Source organism: Butyricicoccus sp. AM05-1 (assembly GCF_003474415.1).
Taxonomy (GTDB): domain Bacteria; phylum Bacillota; class Clostridia; order Oscillospirales; family Butyricicoccaceae; genus Agathobaculum; species Agathobaculum butyriciproducens.
In genome coordinates this window covers 1-25400 of the sequence record NZ_QUDG01000001.1, presented here as the reverse complement: position 1 = coordinate 25400, position 25400 = coordinate 1, and the positions used below count along the sequence as shown (strand labels likewise).

At 57.1% G+C, this 25400-nt stretch carries 21 protein-coding genes; 3 read left to right on the top strand and 18 right to left on the bottom strand.

Annotated elements, in window-relative coordinates; translation table 11 throughout:
• Window positions 1-138: 138 nt before the first annotated feature.
• The 4 genes from DW088_RS00100 to DW088_RS00085 are packed head-to-tail and all read right to left on the bottom strand — an operon-like array spanning window position 139 to window position 6372.
• On the bottom strand, window positions 139-2415 hold the full coding sequence (locus DW088_RS00100) for an S-layer homology domain-containing protein (RefSeq protein WP_118358502.1): 2277 nt from the start codon (window positions 2413-2415) through the stop codon (window positions 139-141).
• A gap of 21 nt (window positions 2416-2436) precedes the next feature.
• Complete coding sequence (locus DW088_RS00095) at window positions 2437-3693, bottom strand: ABC transporter permease (RefSeq protein ID WP_118358500.1); 1257 nt, start codon at window positions 3691-3693, stop codon at window positions 2437-2439.
• Complete coding sequence (locus DW088_RS00090) at window positions 3690-4427, bottom strand: ABC transporter ATP-binding protein (protein WP_118358498.1); 738 nt, start codon at window positions 4425-4427, stop codon at window positions 3690-3692. The genes DW088_RS00095 and DW088_RS00090 overlap by 4 nt, the downstream gene beginning before the upstream one ends.
• Window positions 4428-4440: 13 nt before the next feature.
• Window positions 4441-6372, bottom strand: a complete 1932-nt coding sequence (locus DW088_RS00085) for an HlyD family efflux transporter periplasmic adaptor subunit (protein ID WP_158574557.1) — start codon at window positions 6370-6372, stop codon at window positions 4441-4443.
• 591 nt (window positions 6373-6963) lie between these two features.
• On the opposite strand from DW088_RS00085, the gene DW088_RS00080 reads away from it, so the two are divergent.
• Window positions 6964-7179: an alpha/beta-type small acid-soluble spore protein gene (locus DW088_RS00080; RefSeq protein WP_116705097.1), complete on the top strand. Its 216-nt coding sequence runs from the start codon at window positions 6964-6966 to the stop codon at window positions 7177-7179.
• Between the two features lie 69 nt (window positions 7180-7248).
• On the opposite strand, the gene DW088_RS00075 is transcribed toward DW088_RS00080, so the two are convergent.
• Window positions 7249-7422: a DUF4357 domain-containing protein gene (locus DW088_RS00075; RefSeq protein WP_243029707.1), complete on the bottom strand. Its 174-nt coding sequence runs from the start codon at window positions 7420-7422 to the stop codon at window positions 7249-7251.
• Between the two features lie 70 nt (window positions 7423-7492).
• Window positions 7493-9208 (bottom strand): phosphoenolpyruvate--protein phosphotransferase, encoded by a 1716-nt coding sequence (gene ptsP, locus DW088_RS00070; RefSeq protein ID WP_118358492.1) that lies wholly within the window; start codon window positions 9206-9208, stop codon window positions 7493-7495.
• 209 nt (window positions 9209-9417) lie between these two features.
• Here ptsP and DW088_RS00065 point away from each other — a divergent pair, with 209 nt between their 5' ends.
• Entirely contained in the window at window positions 9418-10728 is a 1311-nt protein-coding gene (locus DW088_RS00065; RefSeq protein ID WP_118358490.1) for a DUF1015 domain-containing protein, read from the top strand.
• A gap of 234 nt (window positions 10729-10962) precedes the next feature.
• Here the strand turns inward: DW088_RS00065 and DW088_RS00060 are convergent, their stop codons facing one another.
• From DW088_RS00060 to DW088_RS00040, 6 genes are all read right to left on the bottom strand, one after another.
• Window positions 10963-11490, bottom strand: a complete 528-nt coding sequence (locus DW088_RS00060; RefSeq protein WP_118358488.1) for a hypothetical protein — start codon at window positions 11488-11490, stop codon at window positions 10963-10965.
• A 245-nt stretch (window positions 11491-11735) separates the two neighbouring features.
• Entirely contained in the window at window positions 11736-12098 is a 363-nt protein-coding gene (locus DW088_RS00055; protein WP_110437051.1) for a type II toxin-antitoxin system PemK/MazF family toxin, read from the bottom strand.
• Window positions 12099-12503: 405 nt separating this feature from the next.
• Complete coding sequence (gene alr, locus DW088_RS00050) at window positions 12504-13622, bottom strand: alanine racemase (RefSeq protein ID WP_158574556.1); 1119 nt, start codon at window positions 13620-13622, stop codon at window positions 12504-12506.
• Window positions 13623-13665: 43 nt separating this feature from the next.
• Window positions 13666-14211, bottom strand: a complete 546-nt coding sequence (locus tag DW088_RS15715; protein ID WP_158574555.1) for a hypothetical protein — start codon at window positions 14209-14211, stop codon at window positions 13666-13668.
• A gap of 45 nt (window positions 14212-14256) precedes the next feature.
• On the bottom strand, window positions 14257-15123 hold the full coding sequence (locus DW088_RS00045) for an NAD(P)H-hydrate dehydratase (RefSeq protein WP_118358484.1): 867 nt from the start codon (window positions 15121-15123) through the stop codon (window positions 14257-14259).
• An 11-nt stretch (window positions 15124-15134) separates the two neighbouring features.
• A complete protein-coding gene (locus DW088_RS00040) occupies window positions 15135-15623 on the bottom strand; it encodes an LURP-one-related/scramblase family protein (protein WP_118358483.1) in 489 nt (162 codons plus the stop codon).
• Window positions 15624-15729: 106 nt separating this feature from the next.
• Between DW088_RS00040 and DW088_RS00035 the strand changes: the two genes are divergently transcribed.
• A complete protein-coding gene (locus DW088_RS00035) occupies window positions 15730-16302 on the top strand; it encodes an N-acetylmuramoyl-L-alanine amidase family protein (RefSeq protein WP_118358481.1) in 573 nt (190 codons plus the stop codon).
• A 247-nt stretch (window positions 16303-16549) separates the two neighbouring features.
• Here the strand turns inward: DW088_RS00035 and DW088_RS00030 are convergent, their stop codons facing one another.
• From DW088_RS00030 to murB, 6 genes are all read right to left on the bottom strand, one after another.
• Window positions 16550-17263, bottom strand: a complete 714-nt coding sequence (locus DW088_RS00030; RefSeq protein ID WP_118358479.1) for an SDR family NAD(P)-dependent oxidoreductase — start codon at window positions 17261-17263, stop codon at window positions 16550-16552.
• A 1-nt stretch (window position 17264) separates the two neighbouring features.
• Window positions 17265-18239 carry a 6-phosphofructokinase gene (gene pfkA / locus DW088_RS00025; RefSeq protein ID WP_118358477.1) on the bottom strand — a complete coding sequence of 325 codons (975 nt, stop codon included), beginning with the start codon at window positions 18237-18239 and terminating at the stop codon, window positions 17265-17267.
• Between the two features lie 130 nt (window positions 18240-18369).
• Window positions 18370-21888 (bottom strand): DNA polymerase III subunit alpha, encoded by a 3519-nt coding sequence (locus tag DW088_RS00020; RefSeq protein WP_118358475.1) that lies wholly within the window; start codon window positions 21886-21888, stop codon window positions 18370-18372.
• A 1-nt stretch (window position 21889) separates the two neighbouring features.
• Window positions 21890-22783: a DNA-binding protein WhiA gene (whiA, locus tag DW088_RS00015; RefSeq protein WP_110437061.1), complete on the bottom strand. Its 894-nt coding sequence runs from the start codon at window positions 22781-22783 to the stop codon at window positions 21890-21892.
• 52 nt (window positions 22784-22835) lie between these two features.
• Window positions 22836-23693: an RNase adapter RapZ gene (gene rapZ, locus DW088_RS00010; protein ID WP_110437062.1), complete on the bottom strand. Its 858-nt coding sequence runs from the start codon at window positions 23691-23693 to the stop codon at window positions 22836-22838.
• Between the two features lie 60 nt (window positions 23694-23753).
• The gene (murB, locus tag DW088_RS00005) at window positions 23754-24668 is read right to left on the bottom strand and encodes a UDP-N-acetylmuramate dehydrogenase (protein WP_110437063.1); all 915 of its coding nucleotides are present in this window, start codon (window positions 24666-24668) and stop codon (window positions 23754-23756) included.
• Window positions 24669-25400: the final 732 nt, after the last annotated feature.

Here is a 25400-nt window from a genome sequence, read left to right as displayed (position 1 = left end):
TTTGACATTTTCAAAATCCTGCAAACTGCATTAAAATCTAAGCTGAAACAAAACGGATGCCTCTCCATGTACAGAGAAGCATCCGTTTTTGCAATTTCAATTATTTAACAGAAAACTATGACCGCAGCACACAGCAAATCACGAAGCGACGATCACGCGGATTTTTCCGCCGTTTTCCGCTGTTTTATTGGCGTATACGCGGAAGCTCGTGTAGTTGGATTTCGCCGTCTGCAGCGAAACAAACCGGTTCTGCTCCGAGACGTAAACGCCGATGTTCTCTGCCAGCTCGTAATAGCCGTCCTTGGTGCGGACACCGGAGGAACCGTCAAATGCCGACGACTTTACCGTGTCGATCAATGTCAGCTTGAGCGTATCCAGCGAGGTATTGACGATGCTTGCATCGGTTGAGTACCCTCTGGGGACTGCAATTGGTACACCGCCCAGACCGCGCGGCAGCGTGAGTACACGGAATGTGCTTTCCTCCTGCTTTGCCCCGTCCCAATGGCGGAGCACAACATATTCCGGAGAATTGCCATTTTCCTCATCCGTCTTATCTCGCTTGCCATAGCCAATACCATAAATCCAGCTTTCTCCGGTCACATCGCCCATAACAATATTCGTAACCGTACCTGCATTATCCTGCACGGTATACTTAATCTGCGAGGCCGGAACCGAGGTCAGGTCAATATCGCTGACGTTGATCGCGTTCAGCGGTGCGCCGGAGAGCACCTCCTCATACACGCGCACCTTGGAGGAAACGGCGTTACCGCCCAGCTTGCCCTCCGCAACAGACCAGTTTCCGGCGGTCTTTCCGGAAAGCGTGCGGCGAATCAGATCTGCCCCCTCACCGGACTGGCTGACCGTAACAAGACGACCCATCACATCGGTTTTTACGTCCTTGGCGATCGGAATATCCCGCAGTGTCAGACCGTTTGTCAGCGTGACCGTAGCCTTTTCCCCGCCAATTTTTGTGACAATGCCCTGCATCTCCGCGCTGACATCCTTTTTCGGATACGCAGCCGCAACATTGCCGTCCGCGTCAAACAGCAGCGTGATGTAATCGTTCAGCTTCATATCCTTGAACGTTGCCGCCGCCTCGGAGGAAACCGAGAATTTCTTTCCCAAAATCTCCACCTGAGAGGGATGGCTGTACGTTGTCGAGTCGGTCTGATATTTTCCGCTCAGCTTGGTATCCGAAACGATCGCCTGACGGTTTGCGGCATCGAGCGTCACAACATCGTACTTTTTCAGCTTGCTCGCGTCGATCTTCGCACCGTTTTTGATGATCGTATACTCCGCCGGAATCCGGCGCGAGGTCGCCAGACCGTAAACAAACGAGTGCGCGGCGCCTGCTGTCGTTTTCGGCAAGACTGCCATCAGCTGCAACACGCCGTACTCATTGTAGTACAGGGTCAGCGTGTCGCCGGACTGCAGGTTCGCCCATGCATTTTCATACTCGCCCATGGCATAATCACGGCTGATATACAGCTTGGTTTTACGGTCCGGACGCAGTGTTCCGTTCGTGGTAACGATACGATCCGCTTCCGCATTGACAACCTCATAAGTTTCGGTCTTGTTGCCGTTCGGAATCACACCGACCGCAACCTTGCTGCTGCCCTTGCCGACAACGATTGTGCCATACACACCGATCATGCTGCTGTCCAGCGTACCGGCGGTCTTACGGGGAGATTCCGCATCCACAACACCGTCCTCATAGAACAATGCCGCATCTGCAGCAAGGCCGCTGTATGTTTTTCCGGTCTCAAGCAGAATGCAGTCCTTGACCGTCGAGGACGCAACCTTGTCAAGCAGTGTGCCGCCCTCTTCTCCCTTTTTATCCGTATTCAGAGCGTTCAGCAGAAGCACCGCCGCGTCTCCGCGCTTGACTGCGGCATGTGCATCCGCAATCGTGACACCGTCCGTCAGACCGATGGCCTGTGCCTGCGCGATATAGTCCGCAGGCCAGAACGGACCGACGTCCTCCTCTTTATAGCCCAGCATACGCAGCAGCATGGTGCAGACCTCACCGTAGCTGACAATCTTATCCGGGCCGAAGCTGCCGTCCGCATAGCCGCGGATAATGGCCTTTTCCTTCAGTTCCGGATGGCGTACTGCCGCGTTGATATACGGCGCTGCCCAGTGCGAATGCTTAACATCCGGAAAAATCGTGTAGCTGGCATACGGACTTACATCCGTCACACCCATGGCAGTAACCGCCAGCTTGCAGAACTGCGCCCGCGTCAGCGCCTTACCCGGCGCGAAGCTGCCGCCGCCTACGCCCTGCATGATACCCAGTGCATCCAGAACGGCGGCCGTCTGCGATACCCTGCTGTCTGAAATATCGGTAAACACCGCCGAAGCCGGTGCAACCATAATCAAGCCTGCCAGACACAGGCTGACAAATCTTTTTTTCATTTTCCTACCTGTCCTTTCCTTTTACTGCGTCCGCAGCGCATCTACCGGCTGCAGATTCGAGGCTTTATTGGCGGGATACAGTCCGAAGATAATACCCAGCAGCGCAGAAAACAGAAATGCGCCGATGACCAGTCCCGCAGAGGGCAGTACGGTGAACTGCTCCACGGTCGGCATGTAGCTGTTCTGCGTTTTCGCAAGCAGCAGATTGCCCAGCACCGCCGAAAGGAAACAGCCGAGCACAATGCCGATTACACCGCCGCAGCACGAGACCACCGAGGCTTCTACCAGAAACTGCCCGATAATATCCCGCTTGCGGGCACCGATTGCCATGCGGATACCGATCTCGCGGGTGCGCTCGGTGACAGACACCAGCATGATATTCATAATGCCGATACCGCCGACGAGCAGCGAGATTCCGGCGACACCGCCGCCGAGCAGCGCAAGCATGTTGTTGGAGGACTCGCTCTGCTCCTGCCACTGGCTGTCCGACGAAGCAGAAAAGTATCCGTTTCCCGCCTCGCAGCGGCCCTGCATAAAGCCCGGCAGAAGCTCGTCTGTCAGCTCGGTAATCGCTTCCTTGTCCGCCGCCTTCACGATATACTGGCGGTCTGCCATGCCGTATACACTCATCATCGTGCTCTGCAGCGTGTACGGCATCACAATCATCTGATCGTCTGTATTCAGCTTGCCGTCATACTTGCCGGCATACACGCCGATGACCTCAAATCCCTTGCCGCCGATCTGCAGCTTCTGCCCGATCGGACTCATTGCCCCGAAGAAATACTTGCGCAATGTTTCTCCGATCACACAGACGCGGGCGCGCGTGCGGCAGTCCGCAGCGGAAATATCCCGTCCGGCGGAAATCGCATGACTTGTCACCTCGCCGTAATGCTCGTTGCCGAAGTACATATAGGTGTAGCCGCTGTTGCTGTCGTTGTTATCCAGCCTTTTGGCCCGGTACTGGATGCCGCTGTTCTGCCAGTCGTAATACTGGCTCTGCGGCGACCATGCAGCGATTTTGTCGGACAGATCATTCGTTATATAGTCCTCAAACTCCTGCCAGTCGCGGTTTTTGGCACCGTATCCGTAGATGTCGATGCGGTTGACACCCATCGCCTCATACTGCAGGCGCTGCAGCTTGCTCGTGCCCTGAATCGACGCCACGATAGCGATAACCGATGCCACACCGATGATGATGCCGAGCATGGTCAGAATCGAGCGAACCTTGTTGTTCAGGATGGACTTGAACGCCATACGAACCGTCTGCATCCAATTCATACGGCCCCTCCTTTCATGTCCGAAATGATCCTGCCGTCCTGTATCGTCACGATGCGTTTTGCCATCTGTGCAAGATGGTTGTCATGCGTGATGAGGATGATGGAGGTTCCCTGCTCATTGAGTGCAGTCAGCTTGCGCATAATATCCAGACCGGAGGCAGAATCCAGATTGCCGGTCGGCTCGTCCGCCATGATGATCGGCGGCTTTGCTGCCACTGCCCGCGCGATCGCAACACGCTGCTGCTGTCCGCCGGACATCTCGCCCGGACGGTGATCCATGCGCTTTTCCAGACCGACCGAGACTAACGCCTCCTGCGCCAGACGGCGGCGTTCCTCCCGCGGCATACCGCGGTAGATGAGCGGCAGCTCGACGTTTTCGAGCGCCGTCAGCGCCGGAATCAGATTAAAGCCCTGAAAGATAAACCCGATCTCCCGGTTGCGGATACCGGACAGCACGGACGGCTTCATATCGCTGACCAGCTGCCCGTTTAGATGATAGGAGCCGTAGGTCGGAATATCCAGACAGCCGAGAATGTTCATCAGCGTGGACTTGCCCGAGCCGGACTGTCCGAGAATGCACAGGAACTCTCCCCAGGATACCTGCAGCGAGATATCATCCAGTGCACGCACTTCGTTTTCTCTTCCTTCGTTGTAAATCTTGCTCATGCGCTGAACGTCAATTAACAATTCAGCGCGGCGCTCCGTGTCAGGAGTCTGCGCGTTTCTTTCCCACATAAGCGCGCCCTCCTCAACCGACTGACATACTGACTGACATGCCGTTATCCGACATATCGGCATACAGGTCGCTCGGTCCGGCGAGGAATACCTCGGTGCCCTCTTCCAGACCGCCGAGGATTTCCGTGTTGGTCGAATCGGCAATGCCGGTCTCGACCGGTACAAGCTGATAGTCTTCCGGAATGCCTTCGGTACCCTCGGGGATCGGCAGGGTTTCCTCAAACGGAATCTCGTTTCCGTTCTCGTCCGTCAGCGGCTTGGCGAATACAGCTGTGCCGCTGTCCGTGTTGACGATAGCCGACGACGGTACCATCAGGCAGCCGTAGGACGAGGCCGTCGTGATTTTATATTCGATCGACATACCGCTGTAAATTTTCTGTCCCTCCAGCGGGTCCACCGAAATGACCGCCTTGAAGGTCGGCATGCTGCCCTGCCCGTTACTGGAGTTCTGTGTCGGCTCCAGCGCAACCGACTGCACCTCGCCGGTCAGCGAAATCTCGGAGCCGTCCGACGCGTACATCGTCATAGTCGCCTGCTGTCCCTGCTGCACCGAGCCGATATCCATCGAAGAGACCTCGGCGTTGACGGCAATATCATTCAAATCAGCAACCACAACGAGCGTCTCCGAGCCGGTCGCCTCCTGTCCTTCAACGGCGTTCAGGCTGACAACAACGCCGTCTATCGGAGAGGTAACGGTCGAGTTCTGAATCTTCTGCTGCAGTTCGGCAATGTGTGCCCGCTTTTCGTCTGCAGCCGTCTTTGCGCTGGCAACCGTGCGGTTTGCCGCCGCAATACCATTCTGCGCGGCTGAAATCTCATCCTGAGAAGCGTCACTCGACAGGGACATGATAAGCGCACCGCCGTTGTAGGTGCTGTAGCTTGTGCCGTTCAGCTTGATGATCTCGCCGCTTATCTGTGCGGTGACGGCTTCCTCGCGGCTGTATTCCAGTGTGCCCGCATTCGCCGGATAGATCGCACCGAGGCGTCCGGCATTGATTGTCGCTGTGGCTGTCATGCCCTTTGTCAGCGAACCAGGGTTATTCACCGTAATGCCAACGCGGATAACGCGCACACCCGCACTCGAAATCTGCTGCGTTGTCTCGACCGACGATACCGTACCGCTCACCTCGCTCATCGCAGAAGCGATGGATACCGTGGCCGCCTGTCCGGTGCGAATGCTGCGGGCATATTCGGCGCTGAACGCCAGCGTCAGCTTCATCTGGCGGTCATTTACCATGTAGCCGATGACCTGACCCTCGCTCACCTGCTCACCGACACGGAAGGACACATCCTTGTCGTCCGAATCCTTGGCCGGAATCAGTTTGCCGGTAAACGGCGCCGTGATGTGCAGACGGCTCAGTTTTCTCTGCGCCGCGCTCAAGTCGGACTGTGCCTTGGAGACCTCCAGCTGCGCGTCCGAGACACCGCGTTCCGCCTCGGTCAGTTCCTTTTGTGCATCCGCAAGCTCCTTGCGGGTTTCGGTCGGGTCGATCACCAGCAGCGGATCGCCGGTGTGTACCTCGTCGCCCTCGGCGACCAACACCTGTGTTACCTTGCCCTTAACCTCCCGGCCAAGTTCCTCGCGTTTTTTTGCAGCAGTAACGCCGCTTCCCTCTATGTAGGTCTCCAGATCGCCGCAGCTGACCATAGCCGTGGTCTGCGTCACGTCCTCCGTACCCGCATCGCGGGATTTCACCACAGCCCAGATGCCGCCGCCAAGCAGCAGCGCAACTGCCGCCGCCGTAATGCCGATACGCGCACCCTTGCTCAGTCTGCGCTTTTTGCGATTCATTTTATCTGCGTATTTGTTGCGCTTGGGCTGCACCTCGGCTGCAGGCTCTGCCGTGATTTCATCCTGTACCGCAGGCACCGCCTGCGTCTGCTCTAAAGGCGATTCTTCCTGTTTTTTGTGTCTTCCGAATACCTTCTTCTCGTTTTGACTCATACTATGATGTCCTTTCTGTTCTCTATCCATTATTGATAAAGCGGCATAGCCGCCTTATTTCCACGTAAATCTGTGCTTGTAAAAGGTTAAGCATCCTAATCTGAGTGAATATGACTTTTTCAGCGGCACCTCCACTGCCGCTTTCGATCGCTGTCAGGCTTTCTCGTGATTCGTTCCCGTGCTCGCATATTGTACATTTGTGCATCGGACATGTATCACCATCATATTAGCATATTGCACAAATCCTTGCAAGACGTGTTTGCTTACAATTTAGTGAAAAACACATCCGGACGGTTGGGTGACGGACGGAAACGATAAGTTAGAATAAGCTAACCCATCTGCAGTATATACCGTAACTAATAAGGCTGTATATGTCTGTGCTTTCCTTTATTATATGAGCAGAGCAGGTTTTATGCGCTGTCCAAAAGCAAATTTTCAACGCTTGTTTTCCTGCGCTGGCAAAACGCGTTTGCTTATCATATTTTCTGGCTTCCGTCACAGCATTTGCATCTCATATTTCGACCTTTGGTGCGCAACCTACTATCAGCAAAACCCAACACACCAAACCGAATCGAAAAGGAGCGAACAAACATGACTAACACGAAAAATGGTTCTAATCAGGGCATGGTACCGGAAGCACGCGCGGCAATGGATCGCTTCAAAATGGAGGCAGCTGCCGAGGTCGGCGTAAACCTCAAGCAGGGCTATAACGGCGATCTGACCAGCCGTCAGGCCGGCTCCGTAGGCGGTCAGATGGTGAAGAAGATGATCGAATCCTACGAGCAGAATATGGCAAACCAGGGCTAAACGCTTCTCTTTCCTGCGAAAAAAGGGACACAGAATCATTCCGTGTCCCTTTACTTATGCTTTCTCTGCCTATCTGCGGAACAGCTCATCGAGTGTTCTGCCGCTCTTGTCCTTCCATTCCGTCCAGCCGTTCGCGCTTGCGCCCAAAACGAAGCAGGCCGCCGCACCGGGCGAGGAAAACGACATGGATTTGCTCGGATAATGCTTGTTATCCTGATAAACGATATCCGTTTTCCGATACAAGTCAATTTCTATCCATCCGAACAGTGCAAAGCCGCCGCTTCACAAGGAAACGGCGGCTTTTTACTCTTGCTCAGGACTCTCTCCAGTCCGTGAAAATACGCTCTGCGTCAGACGCGCTTGCGCACGCGAGCAGCTTGTCAGCCAGTTCCCTGCATTCGCCGCAGGAGTGCTTTGCAAGGTCTGCCTTTGCTGCCAGCATTGCGGATGCCGACATGGACAGATTGGTCACGCCGAGGCCGCACAGCACCGGCGCCATGCCGGCCGTGCCTGCCATCTCGCCGCACACGCCGACTTCGATACCGTTCTCGTTCGCTGCTTTGGCCGTCATGGCGATCAGGCGCAGCACGCCCGGATGCAGCGGACGGTACAGATAGGAAATCTTCTCGTTGATGCGGTCCACCGCGCAGGAATACTGAATCAGGTCATTCGTGCCGATCGAGAAGAAGTCAACCTCCTTCGCCAGCACATCCGCGCAGACAGCCGCCACCGGAATCTCGACCATAATGCCGACCTTGACGTTCGGGTTGAAAGGTACGCCTTCCGCGGTCAGCATGTCCTTCGCCTGCTCGAGCACCTGCTTTGCATCACGCACCTCATCCACCGACGAAATCATCGGGAACATAATACGCAGATCGCCGTACTGCGCGGCACGCAGCAGCGCGCGAAGCTGCATCAGAAACAGCTCCGGCTGATTCAAGCAAATGCGGATCGCGCGGTAGCCAAGGAACGGATTCTGTTCCTGCTCCAGCGCCAGTGCGGGCACTTCCTTGTCGCCGCCGATGTCCAGCGTGCGGATGATAACCGGCTTGCCCTGCATGATCTCACACGCCTTCTTGTAGGCGGCGAACTGCTCTTCCTCGCTCGGCAGGTCGGTACGATCCATGAACAGGAACTCCGAGCGGAACAGGCCGACGCCTTCGCCGCCAAGCTCCGCTACGCGGACCGCGTCATCCGGCGTACCGATGTTGCCCTCGATAATTACACGGCGGCCGTCCGAGGTCGCGCCCTCCTTATCCTTGTACTGCGCGAGCATGGCACGATGCGCCGCATCTGCCTTCTGACGCTCGGCAAAGTCGGCAAGCGTCTGCTCATCCGGCTGCGCCACGACTTCGCCTGCCGCGCCGTCGATCAGCAGCAGGTCGCCGTCCGCGATCTCGTCCGCCTTTTCGCCGGCACCGACAATCGCCGGAATACCCATCGAACGCGCCATGATCGCCGAATGGCTCGTGCGGCCGCCGATCTTCGTGATAAAACCGGCAACCGGCTTGCCGCCGATCTTCGCCGTATCGGACGGTGTAAGGTCGTTCGCCACAATAATGCACGGCTCAGTGATCGTGTCGATCGCGTTATCCGCAATGCCCTTCAGATTCTTAATGACCCGCTGCGAGATATCACCGATGTCTGCTGCACGCGCCTGCATATACTCGTCGTCGAGCGCGCGGAACATCGCCTGAAAGTTCTCGCAGTTGACAAAGCACGCGTACTCCGCGCAAACCTTCTCATCCGTTACAATGTTTGTCATACCCTCGACAAAATCAGGGTCGTCGAGCATCATCAGATGCGCGTCAAAAATTTCCGCCTCAGCCGCACCGATATTCTTTTCCGCATCGTCACGCAGCACTTCGATCTGCTGCTTGGCTTTTTCCACTGCGTCGAGAACGCGCTTGCATTCGGCTTCCGCATCGGCAACGGTCTCCTTAACGACCGAAAGATCTTCTTCCTTGATCACGAGAGCCTTTGCCTTCGCCAGACCCTCCGAAACGCCGATAGCCTTGAATTTAACCATGGGGTTTTCCTCCGTTTTTACGATTGTATTTTTATACAAATTTCGCAACCAAACCTATATTATATTGTACAACATCCCTATACTTTCGTCAAGCAAATAAAGTTTTTTCTGCAAACCGACATTTATTTTTGGAAAACGAGTGCCGTACTTGAGATTTGTCTGCTATAATAGAGGCATTCCACACTACTTCTACTGGAGGAAGGATAATTATGGCTAATCGCTGCACTCGTATTCCCGAGATCATGTTTCCGCGTGAAGGCGTGGACCTGTCCAAGTGGGCAGTCATCGCCTGCGACCAGTACACTTCTCAGCCGGACTACTGGGCCGAGACTGATAAGACCGTCGGTGACGCCCCCTCTACCCTGCGTCTGACCCTGCCGGAGGTTTATCTGGAGGACGCGGACGTTGCTGCCCGCACGGAGAAAATCCATCAGACCATGCAGCAGTATGTGCAGGACGGTACGCTGCGCACCCTGCCCGCCGGCGTCGTTCTGACCGAGCGTTGGTCCGGCGGCTCCTGCCCGCGCCGCGGCATCGTGCTGTCGGTCGATCTGGAAGCGTATGAATACACGCCCGGTTCCGCATCCCTCATCCGCCCGACCGAAAAGACGGTTGTCGAGCGTATTCCGCCCCGTCTCAAGGTTCGTCAGGGCGCGTGCCTGGAGCTGCCGCACATTATGATCCTAATCGACGATCCCGACCGTCAGATCATCGAGCCGCTGTTCGAGCAGACCGCCTCTTATGACAAGCTGTACGATACCGACCTGATGCAGAACGGCGGCCATATCACCGGCTGGTTCCTGCCGAACGGTCCGGAGACCGAGGCCATCGAGGCCAAGCTCGAAGCACTCTGCGACCGCGAGACCTTCAACAAGAAGTACGGCTGCACGGATGCACAGGCGCTGCTGCCGTATGCAGTAGGTGACGGCAACCACTCCATGGCCACCGCAAAGGCGTACTGGGAAGAGGTCAAGAAGGGCCTGACTGCCGAGGAGCAGGAGAACCATCCGGCACGTTTTGCACTCGTTGAGGTTGTCAACATCCATGACGAGAGCCTGATCATCGAGCCGATCCACCGTGCTCTGTTCGGCGTAGACGCAGATGAGCTGCTCGGCGCACTGACCGACTTCTACAACGGCGAGGGCTGCAAGGCTTACGTTGCCGATGAGGCTCCCAAGAGTGAAAACGTGCACTTCTTCCCGTTCTGCTCGGCGAACAAGTCGGGCGTGTTCGTTGTCGAGAACCCGAAGTGGGCCATTCCGGTCGCTACCATCCAGACCGGTCTGGACGCTTATCTTGAGACCCACACCTCTGCGAAGATCGACTACATCCACGGCACGGACGTTGTTGTTTCGCTGGCGGAAAAGCCGGGCAACCTCGGCTTCATCCTGCCGGACATCGCCAAGAACGACCTGTTCCGCGGCGTTGTTTTCGACGGCGTTCTGCCGCGCAAGACCTTCTCCATGGGTGAGGCGCACGAGAAGCGCTACTACATGGAGGCAAAAACCATCGTAAAGTAAAGGCAACACCGCACAATTAAAGCAGCGGCTCCTCGCGCAGACTCCGGTCGCGCTGCCGCGGTGCTTTGCGGAAATTTTGTGTCCTGACTTTGGCTTCGGTTCCTTGCGCGAGTTCCGTCCGCGCTGCCGAAGTTTCACGGTAATACATCAAGTATTACCGCAAAACTGTGCCTCGTCAGTACGCAAAATTTACTCGCAAATCACTCTTGTTCAATTATGCGGTATTACCTAAAGTTACGCCTTTTCAGAGGACGCAGCCGCATCGGCTGCGTCCTTTTTCCATTCCAGAACTGCCGTGTTTCCTTCTGTGCGGCAAAGTACAAACGCCGGTGCCAGCGCGAACGGCTTTTTCGGGTCAAACGGGCATTGCAGACGCAGTCCTGTCTCGGTCGGCTGAATCTGCACGTTTTCGTTGGATAGAAGCGCGTCCAGAACCGCATCTCCGGTGACAAGCGGCGGCTCGGGCGGCGCATTGCTCTGCGGCAAAGACTCCGGCGCAGACGCGAGATAGAACCGTTCGGGTTCGCCCTCACAGCCAGTCTCATGCAGCATTTGCCGCGAGAGATGCCGGCGCAGACGCAGACGGCCATGCTCCGGTGCAGGCAGACCGACCCGCAGGATGTTTCCGTTCACAACCGTATAGCAGCGCAGCAGTTCGTCTCCGCAGACAGCGCAGTCGAGATTGACCTGCACGCCGCAGGCGTCCGGGGTCCAGTCGATCGTGCCGATTGGGTTGTCGTTACAGAATACGTCTGCGCGCATGGGCGGTTCTCCTTTCTGCAAGTTATAATTTGTTAAATTGCCGCTTACGAAGCGAGCGAAACTCGCCTTCGCGGCGGGGCGCATAAGAGGGTAGACAACCTACGGGCAAACCTTGGTGGCTACCCTCTTGCCCCTGCCGCGGGGCGCGGCACGTTCCTGCCGTCCGCAGACGGCAAATCCCAGTCTATACGCAAAAAGCGCATACCCCATAAAAGGATATGCGCTTTCTCCCGCCGTTATACGGCTTACCCCTGCACCGAGCCGAGTCCGAAGCTGACTGCCAGTGCTTCATCGACGTGCCGCATGGCTTTTTCGTCGAGCGAGCCCATTTTCTCGCGCAGGCGGCGTTTGTCCAGCGTGCGGATCTGCTCGGTCAGGATGATGGAATCCTTGGTCAGTCCGTAGTTCGGCGCACCGACCGTGATATGCGTCGGCATTTTCGCCTTGTTGATCTGCGATGTAATAGCGGCGGCGATCACGGTCGGACTGTACCGATTGCCGACGTTGTTCTGCACGATCAGCACCGGTCGGATGCCGCCCTGCTCACTGCCAACCACCGGACTGAGATCGGCATAGTAAATATCGCCTCGTTTGATGTTGCTATCCACTTTGGTTCACACTCCGATGAAATAGATTTACGGTGCTGCCTGATGGTTTTCCCGCAAACCTATTTTCCCCGTGTCACACAAAATTATAACTGTATAATGCAGAAAAGCGGAGAGAGAAAAATCTCCTCCGCTTCAAAGCTGTCGCGAAACTACAGTTTCGCCGACAAGCAGGAACGGACCGCAGGCCGTTCCATAGTCGTCCGAAAGTTCCTGTTCAGAAACTTTCTCCCTCCAGAAGTAAGAAAACCGTGATACATGCTCCCGGTTTTCTTGCATTTGCAACGCAAATGCTGTTTTAATAGCGCTGCCGCGCGATACTATCAAACTAACAGGATACCGACTTTGAGAGACAAATGAAGCGAGGGAAAATCCCTCGCTTCATCTTATGCACGCAATGTCAGTAAATTACCGATAGAAACGCGGCACGCGCCGGCTGATGGCGCACAGCACCTCGTACGAGATGGTGCCCGCCGCGTCTGCTGCGTCCTCTGCCGTCCAGCCTTCCGGGCCGAACACGGACACTTCGTCACCGCGATGTACGTCTACGCCCTCCGGAATACGCACCATGCACATATCCATGCAGATGCGGCCGAGCACGGGCGCTTTCACGCCGCCGAGCAGCACCTGCGCCTTGCCCGAGCCGGTACGCAGATAGCCGTCCGCGTATCCCATCGAGATAACCGCCATACGGGTCGGCTCTGCCGTCTCGAAGGTGCGGCCATAGCTGATGGTTGTATTCGCCGGAATATCGCGCACCTGCACCACACGCGCCTTGACGGTCATGGCGGGTTTCAAATCGAGCACCGGCGGCACGGAGGCATCCGGGCGATAGCCGTACAGGATAATGCCCGCGCGCGTCATCGTGCAGTGCATCTTCTCGTAGGTCTGGATAGCACCGCTGTTCGCACAGTGGCGCAGCGGCAGGTCAAGACCGGCCGCTTGCAGACCCTCGCACACATCCGAGAAGCGCTTGTACTGCAGCTCGGTGTATTCCTCGCCCGAGGGCACGTCGGCAACCGCAAAATGCGTGAAAATGCCTTCGCTGATCAGGCCCGGCAGCTTGGAGCACGCAAGGATATCCTGCACGGTCTGCTCACACTCCCACGACGGGAAGCCGAGCCGCGTCATGCCGGTATCCAGCTTGTAGTGTACGGTGACCGGCTTGCCGGTGCGCTCTGCTGCCGCGCTGATGAGTTCAGCTGTCTCGCGGTCGTACACCGGCACGGTGATGCCGTACTGTGCCGCCGTGTCCATGTCATGCTCATCCACATAACCAAGGATGAGGATAGGCGTTTCGATGCCCGCCTCGCGCAGCTCCACGCCCTCCGGGATGGTCGCTACCGCAAAATACGGTGCATCCATCTGCTCCAGCCGCTTCGCGACCGGAACCGCACCGTGGCCGTAGGCATCCGCCTTGACAACGCACAGCACAGGCGCCTGCGCCTGCTCGCAGATCACGCGATAATTATGCTCGATCGCACCGAGGTCGATCTCCGCCCAGGTGCGGTGTTGATTTGCTTCCATTATTTTCGTCACTCCAACAGAGCGGCTATACACCGCTCCCATTTTACTGACAGGATTCCACCTGTATGGTGAGCACCAGTCTGCCATCCTCATACAGCTCGGCGCAGACCGGCTGCAAGTTGCTCTGCCGCAGCCATACCTGCTTTGCTGTATCGTCCTCCGCGTTCTCGTAGCGCAGCACAAACAGGCTCTCGCCGTTCGTGCGCTCGCTCCACACCTGCGCAGGCACAGCATACCGCAGATCGTTCAGCAAGCAGAACCACGCGTCTGCCGGTGTCAGTCCGGTATGCCGAGGAGCAATATCATCCAGCTGCAAGTCGTTGTACTGCAGCGTGAACGCGCCGTTCTCCTCACCCGAGATGCGCCCGCCGATACCGGCGACCGACTCCGGTGCGGTCAGCGTGAAGGAATCGCTGTCCTCTCTATTATAGACATAGTCGCTTTCAAATTCCAGTACAGATTCGTCCAAATCCGAGATTATTTTCAAATGCGCCGTACAGCTGTCCAGCGATGCGAAATGCGCACGCACATCCTCGGCACTCATTTCCGCCGAGCGGCCGCAGCCGCAGAGCAGAACAAGCGCCGCCAAACCACACAGCAGCCTGTTCAGATTACCACTCCTTTGACCGGTTTATCACCATGTTTTCGAGTTATATCGTTTCAGCAGAATCGGCAGCTGCGTCAGCATATCGCTCGGCGTCATGCCGTATTCGCTCAGCGCATTCGCAGCCAGATCTCCGGCTCTGCCGTGCAGCCACGCCGCCGTACAGGCCGCCCGAACCGCGTCAATGCCCTGTCCGCACAGCGAAACCAGCATGCCTGCCAGAACATCCCCGCTGCCGCCTTTCGCCATGCCGGGATTGCCCGAGGTATTGCGATAGCAGCCGCCGTCCGGCGTGAAAATGCGGGTGCGGTGTCCCTTGTAGAGCACGATGCACCGATAGTCCTGCGCGAACTGTGCCGCGTCCGCAGCGGTCGCATCCGGCTTGCCGCTGAGCCGTGCGAACTCGCCCGCGTGCGGCGTGAGCACGACCGGCTTTGCCGTTCGCCGCAATATATCCTTATGCCCGGTAATCGAATTTATGCCGTCCGCATCGAGTACAATCTGGCAGGCAGCTTTTTCGAGCAGAGTACACACGATTTCGGTCAGCGTATCCGAACGGCCGAGTCCGCACCCGATGAGCAGCGCGTCCGCCTTTTCGGCAAGCGCAAGCAGCTTCGGCAGTGCGTCCACGGAAAACAGCCCGTTTTCATCCTGCGGCATGGGCCGCACGACCGGCTCATTCAGCTTGACCGCCAGCACCGGCCACGCACCCTGCGGAACTGCAAGCGTTACAACGCCGCTTCCCATGCGGACCGCGCCCTGTGCCGAAAAATATGCCGCACCTGTATATCCTGCCGAGCCGCACACGCACAGAATGCGGCCGTAGTCGTTTTTATTTGTCTCCGGATTGCGCGAATGCAGTACGCCGTCCGCGAAGTCCTGGTTTATCTCAATCATATCGTTTCCTTTCAAGTCGAAGCCGCTGCCGCGTTCGCCTGCGCGTGCACTGCGTCGATTGCGAGGACGACCGCCAGCGCAAGTGTTTCGTCTGCGGAATCGGCAATGTCCAGCTGATAGCAGTCACCCCAGGTGAACCACTCCTTGGAGATGGACACGATCTCGCGTCCGTTCTGCGTGATGCGGTACTCATGCGCCCAGAAATCACCCTCGATTGTCCAGTCGAGACCCTCGATTTCGTATTTTTCGTAGAAAAATGTAAACCGCTTGACGATTTCCGCGCGTTCCACGCCGTCGATGTACACGAAGAACCGCGGCATCATGCTGAACACCTTCTGCTGGATAAACGCGGTCTCGTGTCCGGTCAAGTCGGTGACATACAGCTTCTTGCCCCACGAGAAAAACTCACCCTCGACATGGTATTTGTCGGCGCCGGTTTCATCAAAAACGGTAAACCGATCCACCCAGGAGAATACCTTTTGTTTGATATATAATTTCATATTGATCCCACCTCTCTTTTCTTACAGAATAACACGGCGTGTGCTGACCGTCAAGCACGGACGTTCTGCCGCGCTGCCGCATAGGCTGACACGAGGAGGTGATACTTTGGCGATCAAGATTTTTGTCGATCAGGGACACAATCCGTCCGGTCCGAACACCGGCGCGGAAGGTAGCGGTCTGCTCGAACAGGATGTGACCTACGCTGTCGGCGTGTATCTGGCTGATCTTCTGCGGGCAGACCCGCGGTTTGAGGTGCGGCTGAGCCGCACCTCACCCGAGGAAATCCTCGGCACAAGCAACGCCACCAGTCTGGCCGAGCGCGTGCGGCTGGCGAACGAGTGGCCCGCCGATTACTTCATCAGCATCCACTGCAACGCGAACGTAAATCCCGCCGTCAACGGCACTGAGGTGTATGTTTATCGTGAAAATACGCAGGCGTACTGGCTGGCGCAGCATGTGCTCGCCGGCATTGTTGCGCGTGTCGGCACACGCGATAACGGCGTGCGCATCCGTCCGAGCCTGTATGTCCTGCGGCGGACACAGATGCCTTCGATTCTGGTCGAGCTGGCATACCTGACCAATGCTTCCGATGCGATGAAGCTGGAAAACGATCCGTTCGGGTTTGCACAGGGCATTTATAACGGTCTGCTCAGTTATTTTGACTTGGAACCGTATTAAAAAAACGAGAGGTCTTTTGACCTCTCGTTCTATCTTTCTTAACGCACTTTACTAACGTCGCAACTTTTCGCGCGTTAGCGCGCATTTAATAGAATTTGCAGTGCAAATTCCAAAAAAGCGGGAGCATGTATCTCGCTTTTTTGACTTCTGGAGGGAGAAAGTTTCCGTATGGGAACTTTCGGACGACTTTGGAACGGCCCACGGTCCGTTCCTCTTGTTGGCCAAACCGTGGTTTGGCGACAGCATCTTAAAATCCCCCGGTGACGCCTAAAACCTGTCCGGTAATGAAAGACGACTTATTCGAGCACAGATACAGAATGCTGTCCGCGACCTCGGCTGCCGCGCCGACTCTTCCGAGCGGTGTCTGATCGGCAAGCTCCTGCATGGTATCCGCACTGTGCATGGCGTTCATGTCGGTGTCGATCACGCCCGGTGCAATGCAGTTGACCCGGATATTGCTCGGCCCAAGCTCCTGCGCGAGCGACTTGCTCAGGCCGATAATCGCAGCCTTGCTCGCGGAATAATGGCTCTCGCAGGACGCGCCGCACTCCCCCCACATGGACGACACCGTGACGATGCTTCCCTTGTGGTTGTGCAGCATTTCGGGCAGCACGGCGCGAATCGTGCGCACCGTACCCATGAGATTGACATCCAGCATGCGCATCCAGTCCGCGTCGGTGATATTCTGGAACAGCTTCTGTTCGGCAATGCCTGCGTTGCAGACCACGGCATCGATCGTGCCGAACCGCGCCTTCCCTTCCGCGACCGCGAGTTCCACTGCCGCGGTATCCTGCTGATCGGCTGAAAGTGCAAGTGCGCCGGTCTCCCCAGCGAGCCTGTCCGCCGCTTCCCTGCTTTTGCTGTAAGTAAACGCGGTATTCCATCCGTTTTCGGCAAACGTGCGCACACAGGCGGCACCGATGCCGCGCGAGCCTCCGGTGATGAGAACAGTCTGCGCCATGTTAGATGGCAACCGTCTGCTGTGCCTCGAACAGACACTGGTTCAGATCCTTGCTCTGTGCCAGACCCTCCTCAATGTCGATATCGGTAACAATGTTGTTATCCGAAACAACAACACGGTTGGCCTTGCCCTCCATCAGAGCACGAACTGCAGCATAGCCCATGCGGGTCGCCATAACACGATCCATAGCAGACGGAGAGCCGCCGCGCTGAATGTGGCCAAGGATCGTTACACGGGTGTCAATGCCGGTAGCCTCGTGAATCTGGTCTGCAACGGTCTGTGCGGAGCCATAGCCCTCGGCTACGATGATGATATGGTGGTTGCGGCCCTTGATACGGCCGATACGCATTTTCTCTACGATCTCGGTGTCGAAATCCAGCTGACGCTCGGGCAGGCAGATCGCGGTCGCGCCGACTGCACAGCCAACCTGCAGTGCCAGATGACCTGCACGGCGGCCCATAACCTCTACAACAGAGCAGCGCTCGTGGGACTGCATGGTGTCGCGCAGCTTATCGATGCACTCGATCGCGGTATTGCAGGCGGTGTCAAAACCGATGGTGTAATCCGAGCAGCCGATATCATTATCAATGGTACCCGGAACGCCGATGCACGGAACTCCCTTGCGGGAAAGCGCCTGTGCACCGCGGAATGTACCGTCACCGCCGCAGCAGATCAGGCCGTCAATACCGAGGTAACGGCAGGTGTCAGCCGCCTTCTGCAGACCTTCCTCGGTCAGCATTTCCTTGCAGCGTGCGGTGTACAGCATGGTGCCGCCCTTGCGGATAATGCCGTCTACACTGCGGGCACCCATCTCGATGATGTCGCCGTTGATGAGACCGCTGTAACCGCGGCGAATGCCGAGAACGGAAATATCGTGTGCGCTTGCGCTGCGGACTACCGAGCGGATAAGTGCGTTCATGCCGGGTGCGTCGCCGCCGCTGGTAAGTACGCCGATTCTGCGAATTTGTTTATCCATGATAAAGCCTCCCTGTTGTCGGGTCTGTTTTCTTTCTTAGCGGCACAGTCGATGCCGCACTGACCTCTGTATTGCAGTTTTGTTTCCCTCTGCGGAAACCGTCTCTCTCCCTACGGATAAACACAGTCTCCTATTGTATTATAACATCTTCCTCGCGCAAGAGAAAGCGTAATCTTGTTAAAAATGCAATATCCGGTTTGCACCAGTACCGGCGGGCAGCGAGCGTCTTTTTCTTCGTGTCCATCGGGTAGAGATAGACCGGCGTATCGCCGGGCTGCGTGCGCAAAACCTCTTTAATCTGCGTCCATTCATCACCCTGCAGACTGGAAATACGCAGAAACAGCTTTTGCGGCGCCAGCTTTGCCGCCTGCGCATCGGTGTAGACCGATTTCTGCGTGCCCTTTTTCGGCTGCTGCAGACTCTCCACTGCACTCTCGGTAAGCGGCTGCGCCTCATTCAGCAGCACCTTGGGCGCCTCATCCTCTCGGGCATCTATCCTGCCGGTGAGCAGGACTGCGCTGTCCTCGGTGAGATATGCGCCGCACTGCTGCAGCGAACGCGGGAACACGACAAGCTCAATCGCCGCCGTGTCGTCCTCCGCGGTGACATACGCCATCATCGAGCCGTTCCTGGTCGATTTCAGACGCACCGCCGTGATGACACAAGCAAGCCGGACGGTCATGCCGTCCTTGTAGACCGGCTGGCTGCTCTCGCCTGTCAGGTCATCGATGATCTGCTTGACGGAGGCCGCCTGCGCCTTCTGCGTCAGGCTGCGGTACTCGTCCATCGGGTGACCGGAGAGGTACAGACCGGTGGTCTCCTTCTCCATCGCCAGCAGCTCCCGCTTGGGCACTTCCGGAATGTTCGGCATCGCAATTTGCGTGTCGCGCACCTCGTCGTTGCCCATGCCGAACAGGTCCATCTGACCCTCGATGTTCTTCTTGCGGTTCTGGGCAATAGCATCTACTACGGGATTGACGATTTTCAAAAGCTGACTGCGATAGTAGTGCATGGAATCGAACGAACCCGCCTTGATGAGACTTTCGAGCGCTCTGCGGTTGAGTTCGCGGTCATACATGCGCTCGCAGAAATCCTGGAACGAGGTAAACAGGCCGTTCGCTTCCCGCTCCTCAACCAGCTGCTTCATAAACGAGCGTCCCACACCCTTGACGGCTGCCAGACCGAAGCGGATATTCTCGCCCGCAACCGAAAACTCGTCGTAGGACTCGTTTACGTCCGGCGGGAGCACCGCGATACCCATATCACGCGCCGCCTGAATATACTCGGAGATCTTATCCGAAACATCCAGAACGCTCGTCAGCAGCGCCGCCAGATATTCTCTCGGGTAATGGCACTTGAGGTACGCCGTGCGGAACGACACGACCGCGTAGCAAACCGCGTGCGCCTTGTTGAATGCGTAGTTTGCAAAATCCATGATCTCGTCAAACAGACTTGCCGCAACTGCTTCGGGCACGCCGCGCTTGATGGCGCCGTCAATGCCCAGCTCCTCGTTGCCGTAGATGAAGTTAACGCGCTCCTTTTCCAGCTCCTTCATCTTCTTTTTACTCATGGCGCGGCGCACCATATCTGCCTTGCCGAGCGAATATCCCGCAAGGCTCTGGAACACCTGCATGACCTGTTCCTGATAGATCATACAGCCGTAGGTGACGCTTAAAATCGGCTCGAGCAGCGGATGCTTGTACGTCACCTTTTCCGGATGGTGGCGGCACTCGATGTAGCGCGGAATGGACTGCATCGGGCCGGGTCGGTACAGCGCAACGACTGCGGTAATGTCCTCGATGGACTGCGGGCGCAGACCGGTAACGACGTTGGTAATGCCCGCGCTTTCCAGCTGGAATACGCCCATGGTCGAGCCCTTGCCAAGCATCTCGTAAGTCGCGGGGTCGCTCATATCCACGTTCTCGATGGAAAAATCCGGCGTGTGACGGCGAATCAGCTTTTCCGCGTCCGCGATAACGGTCAGGTTGCGCAGACCGAGGAAGTCCATCTTGAGCAGACCAAGTTCCTCGATGGTCACCATCGTAAACTGCGTTACCATCTGGTCGCCGTTGCGCGAAAGCGGAACGTAGGTGTCCACGGGGTTTTTGGTGATAACCACGCCTGCGGCATGCGTCGATGCATTGCGCGGCATGCCCTCGAGCGCACGCGCAGTGTCGATCAGCTCGCGCACCTGCGGCTGCTCGTCGTACATCTTTTTCAGCTCCGCGTTGATGGTCAGCGCCTTGTCGATCGTAATGTGCAGCTCGTTCGGCACCTGCTTGGCAACCGCGTCAACGTCGTTGTACGGGATGTTGAGCGCACGGCCGACATCGCGGATGGCACCGCGGGCAGCCATCGTGCCGAATGTGACGATCTGCGCTACGCGGTCCTTGCCGTATTTGCGGGTAACGTACTCGATGACCTCCGGACGGCGAACATAGCAGAAGTCCACGTCGATATCCGGCATGGAGACACGCTCCGGGTTCAAAAATCGCTCGAAGTACAGCGAGTAGTGAATCGGGTCAAGGTCAGTGATAGCGAGGCAGTACGACACGATCGAGCCTGCAGCCGAGCCGCGTCCGGGTCCGACCGGAATGCCCTGACTTTTCGCGTAGCCGATAAAGTCGGACACGATGAGGAAGTAATCGACAAAGCCCATCTTGGCGATCATGTCGATCTCGTACTGCAGACGCTTGCGCACGGTGCCGTCATCGTTCGGGTAGCGTCTTGCGAAGCCTTCATCGCACAGCTTCTGCAGATATTCGAGCGAGGTGTAGCCGTCCGGCACATCGAATTCTGGCAGGTGGTACTTACCAAACTCAAACTCAACCTGACAGCGTTCCGCAATCTTTACCGTGTTGGCGAGTGCCTCCGGGTGCTCCGGAAACAGCGCCGCCATTTCGTCCGCGTCCTTGATGTAGAACTCCTGCGTCTCGAACTTCATGCGGGTCGGGTCATCCACGGTCTTACCCATCTGAATGGACATCAGCACGTCCTGAATGCGCGCATCCGCCTTAGTCAGATAATGCGCGTCGTTCGTTGCCACCAGACCGATATTCAGCTCCCTGGAAAGCTGGTACAGACCTTCATTGACTTTCTGCTGCAGCGGAATGCCGTGGTCCTGAATTTCAAGGTAGAAATGCTCCCGGTCAAAAATATCGAGGAACTGCTCGCAGAGGTCATACGCGCCGTCCATATCGCCGTCTGCCAGCGCACGCGGAATCGCGCCTGCCAGACACGCGGACAGACAAATCAGACCTTCGCTGTGTGCGCGCAGCAGCTCCATGTCGATACGCGGCTTCATATAGAAGCCCTCGGAGAAACCGCACGACACCATGTGGATGAGGTTGCGGTAGCCGGTCATGTTCTCGCACAGCAGGATGAGGTGCGTGTGCCACTCGCCGTTGATATAGCTGCGGTCAAAGCGCGAATGTGGCGCCAGATACACCTCGCAGCCGATGACCGGATGGATCCCCTTGGCCTTGCAGGCGCGGTAAAAGTCGATCACGCCGTACATGACGCCATGGTCGGTCAGCGCGCAAGAGGTCTGCCCCAGCTCTGCCACACGGTCCACCAGCTTTTCGATACGGCAGGCGCCGTCCAGCAGGCTGTATTCGCTGTGGACATGCAGATGTGCAAATGGTACCAATTTAGTCCTCCTTTTCTGCAAGCTCGATGATCTTTTTCAGGCGGTGGCTCAGTCCCGGTTTGGAGATGGGCGGGTCGAACCGCTGCGCCAGCTCGGACAGGCTGTCCGTCGGGTATTCCAGACGCAGGCGCACGGTCTCCCACAGGTTGCCCGGAAATGCGTCCTCCCCCCGGCTGTCGATCAGCGCCTGAATCGCCGCAATCTGCCGTGCCGATGCATCGGCGGCCTTCATCATGTTCGCGGTCTCGCAGTTGACCTGCCGGTTGATCGTGTTGCGCAGATTCTTCTCTACCTTGGCCTGCATCAGCTCCATCGCCGCGTGCGGCGCACCGATGCGCGTGAGGAAATCCTCCGCGCTTGCGCCGTCCTTAAAGTACAGCAGATATGCGCTGCCGCGCCGTGCCTGCTTGGGCGATAAACCTAAATCAAGCATCAGGCTTGTCTCCTCACCCGACAGACTCTGGTGGGTGGTTTTCAGCTCGAGATGGCTTTTCTTGTCCGGTCCCGCGACCGTGCCGCCCATAAGGAAGGCGCCGCGCAGAAAGGACGCAATGCAGCAGTCCTCCTCGAGCAGATTGCGGTTGATATGATAGGTGATATGGCTCTTGCAGTCGTAGCCGAGCGCATCAAACACGCGTCCGATCTGCGCCGGTTCGGTGAGCACAAGCTGCTGCTTGCGGCCTGCCTTCTGCGGCTCGCACTCGACAAAAAACGCGCGCTGCAGCAGCGCCTGCAGGCGACGGACAACGGTCATGTTTTCCGCCGACAGCCGTATCTCCTTGTGCGAAAAAACCGAGGCATGGAGCAGTGCGCCGTAAACCTCGGCACGCGTGCAGCAGGCGCGCTGCATGGATACCCGGCACAGCTCGTTTTTGACCTCGGTTGAAAAAGACATATATTCTCTCCGTTCTGTACAGCACGCTTCGCCTGTCCGGAACAAAGCGGGTTTATCTCTGGTAATCACGGTGCATGGTTACTACACCGTATTCCTTCCTGCGCAGGTGTTCGCTCAGCGCCTCGGTGATAGCGACCGAGCGGTGCTTGCCGCCGGTGCAGCCGATGCTGATGATCAGATTCGCCTTGCCTTCCGCGATATAGCGCGGCAGCAGAAAGTCGATCATGCCCGTCAGGTAGCGCATCAGCACATCCGCCGTACCGCCGCGGAACACATAATCGCGCACCTCCGGATCGGTGCCGTTGCGCTCGCGCAGGCTCATTTCATAATAGGGATTGGGCAGGAAACGCACATCGAACACAAGGTCGCTCTCGGGCGGAATGCCGTACTTGAAGCCGAACGACTGCACGATGACCTCAAACACCTCTCCGCTCTCGGTGCCGGAAAACAGCGTCAGCAGACGCTCGCGCAGACCGGCGGCAGACAGTCCGGTGGTGTCCACCACAAAGTCGGCACGGTCGCGCAGACCGGACAGCATTTCGCGTTCCTTTTCGATGGCGGCTGTCATGGACATGCCCTTTTCCATCAGCGGATGCTTGCGGCGCGTTTCCTTGTAGCGGCGGATGAGCGTCGGCGTGTCCGTGTTGAGGAACAGGATGCGGTAATCGCAGCCCATGCTCTTGATCGAATCCAGCGAATCAAACAACTGCTGAAAATCGCCGCCTGCACGCACATCGGTGACGAGCGCCACACGTTCATAGCGTTCGGTTGCCGCCAGACAGATCTCCGCAAAGCGCGGTATGAGGGAGATCGGCAGATTATCGACGCAGTAATAGCCTAAGTCCTCAAGCGTGGCGACCGCGCGGCTCTTGCCTGCGCCCGACATACCGGAAACAATCAAAAAATACATGTTACCTTTCCCCCTGCCCTGTGGTTCTGCTGTGATAACGCCGCCGAGCGGCGCTGCTGATTATTTTACGATGCGCACCTCGCACTCCAGCTCCACGCCGAACTGCTCGCGCACCCTGTTCTGCACCAGTTCGATCAGACGCAGCATGTCATCGCATGTTGCACCGCCGCGGTTGATGAGAAATCCCGCGTGCTTTTCCGAAACCTGTGCCGCGCCGACGCTCGTGCCCTTGAGACCGGCCTGCTCGATAAGCTGGCCCGCAAAGTGTCCCACAGGACGCTTAAAGGTCGAGCCTGCCGACGGGAAGTTGAGCGGCTGTTTGTCGCGTCTGCGCTGCGCGAAATCGTTCATCTTATCCAGAATCGCCGCCGAATCGCCGTTCTGCAGCTGCATGGTCGAACGGAGCACCGTCCAGTCCGGATGCTTGCGGAACACGCTCGTACGGTAGTCAAAGCCGTGCTCATCGCCCTTGAGTGTACAAATGTTGCCTTCGCCGTCCACGAACTCGGTCTCCTGCACAATGCCGGCCATTGTGCCGTCATACGCACCCGCATTCATGTAAACAGCGCCGCCCAGACTGCCCGGAATGCCGCCGGCGAACTCGGCTCCGGTCAGACCGGAACGCTGTGCGCGGCGGGCAATGCGGCTGAGCAGCGCGCCCGCCTCGGCAGAGACGGTGTTATCCTCGTTTACGCGGACTTCATCCAGCTCGGATGTGCAGACAACCGCACCGCGGATGCCCGCATCGGCCACCAGCATGTTGGAGCCGTTGCCGAGCAGCAGGAACGGAATATTGCGCTCACGCAGTACGGCAAGTGCCGCGGTCAGTTCCCTGCGGGTCTTTGGCTGCACGAACAAGTCGGCCGGTCCGCCGATGGCGAACGTGGTATGGCGGCGCATGAGTTCGTTTTCTGCAATATCTATTTCAGGTGCGGCCTCTCGTAATGCCGCGATGCAATCCTTAATATGCTCCATAAGGCGTTTAATCCTCCAAAAATCTATATAAAAAGTTTAAGTGGTATACCCTCGGAATTCCTGCCGCGTCATGCGGCGGCGCATCGAAGGTCCGGCACCGGGAGCAGGCTCCGGTTTGTCCTGCCGTGCCGTTTTGGTTTTTGCTTTACTGTTTATTATAGCAAATGCAAATGGGATAAGCAATCAGTCCAAGCGGGTTTCCGCAGATTTTTTCGGTTAAAAATCGGATTTTTCTCTATTCGGCACCGGCTGAGCGGGGCACTCGAACTGCGTTAGCGTGTTCGCCCCTAACGGGCGGGAAGTTTTTCGCTGAGATTCAGCGAGGGGATTCGCCGTCTGCGGACGGCGGGAACGTGCCGCGCCCCGCGGCGGGGCAAGAGGGTAGACACCTACGGTTTCTACCCTCTTAACTCCCGTTTCCCTTTATTTCTTAGTCTGGCGCAGATTGCCGACATGTGACCGCTTCGAAATGGGGGAACGGCAGTCGGGTTACCTCAGCGTGTCTTTCTCCGCCTTTTCGCAGTTCACAGACAGCGTACTGCTACACATACGGTTTACTCTACACAGGCGCGACATACCCGTGTCGCGCAAATCCTTGGCACGTTGTAACGCACGGCATCTGCGAATTTAGATGTCCGGTATAATTTATCCTCGCAGATGCTGTCTATCATAACGCGCTAACGAATTGCGCGACACTGTTATGTCGCGCCTGCTGGAAGTAGCCGACCTGTG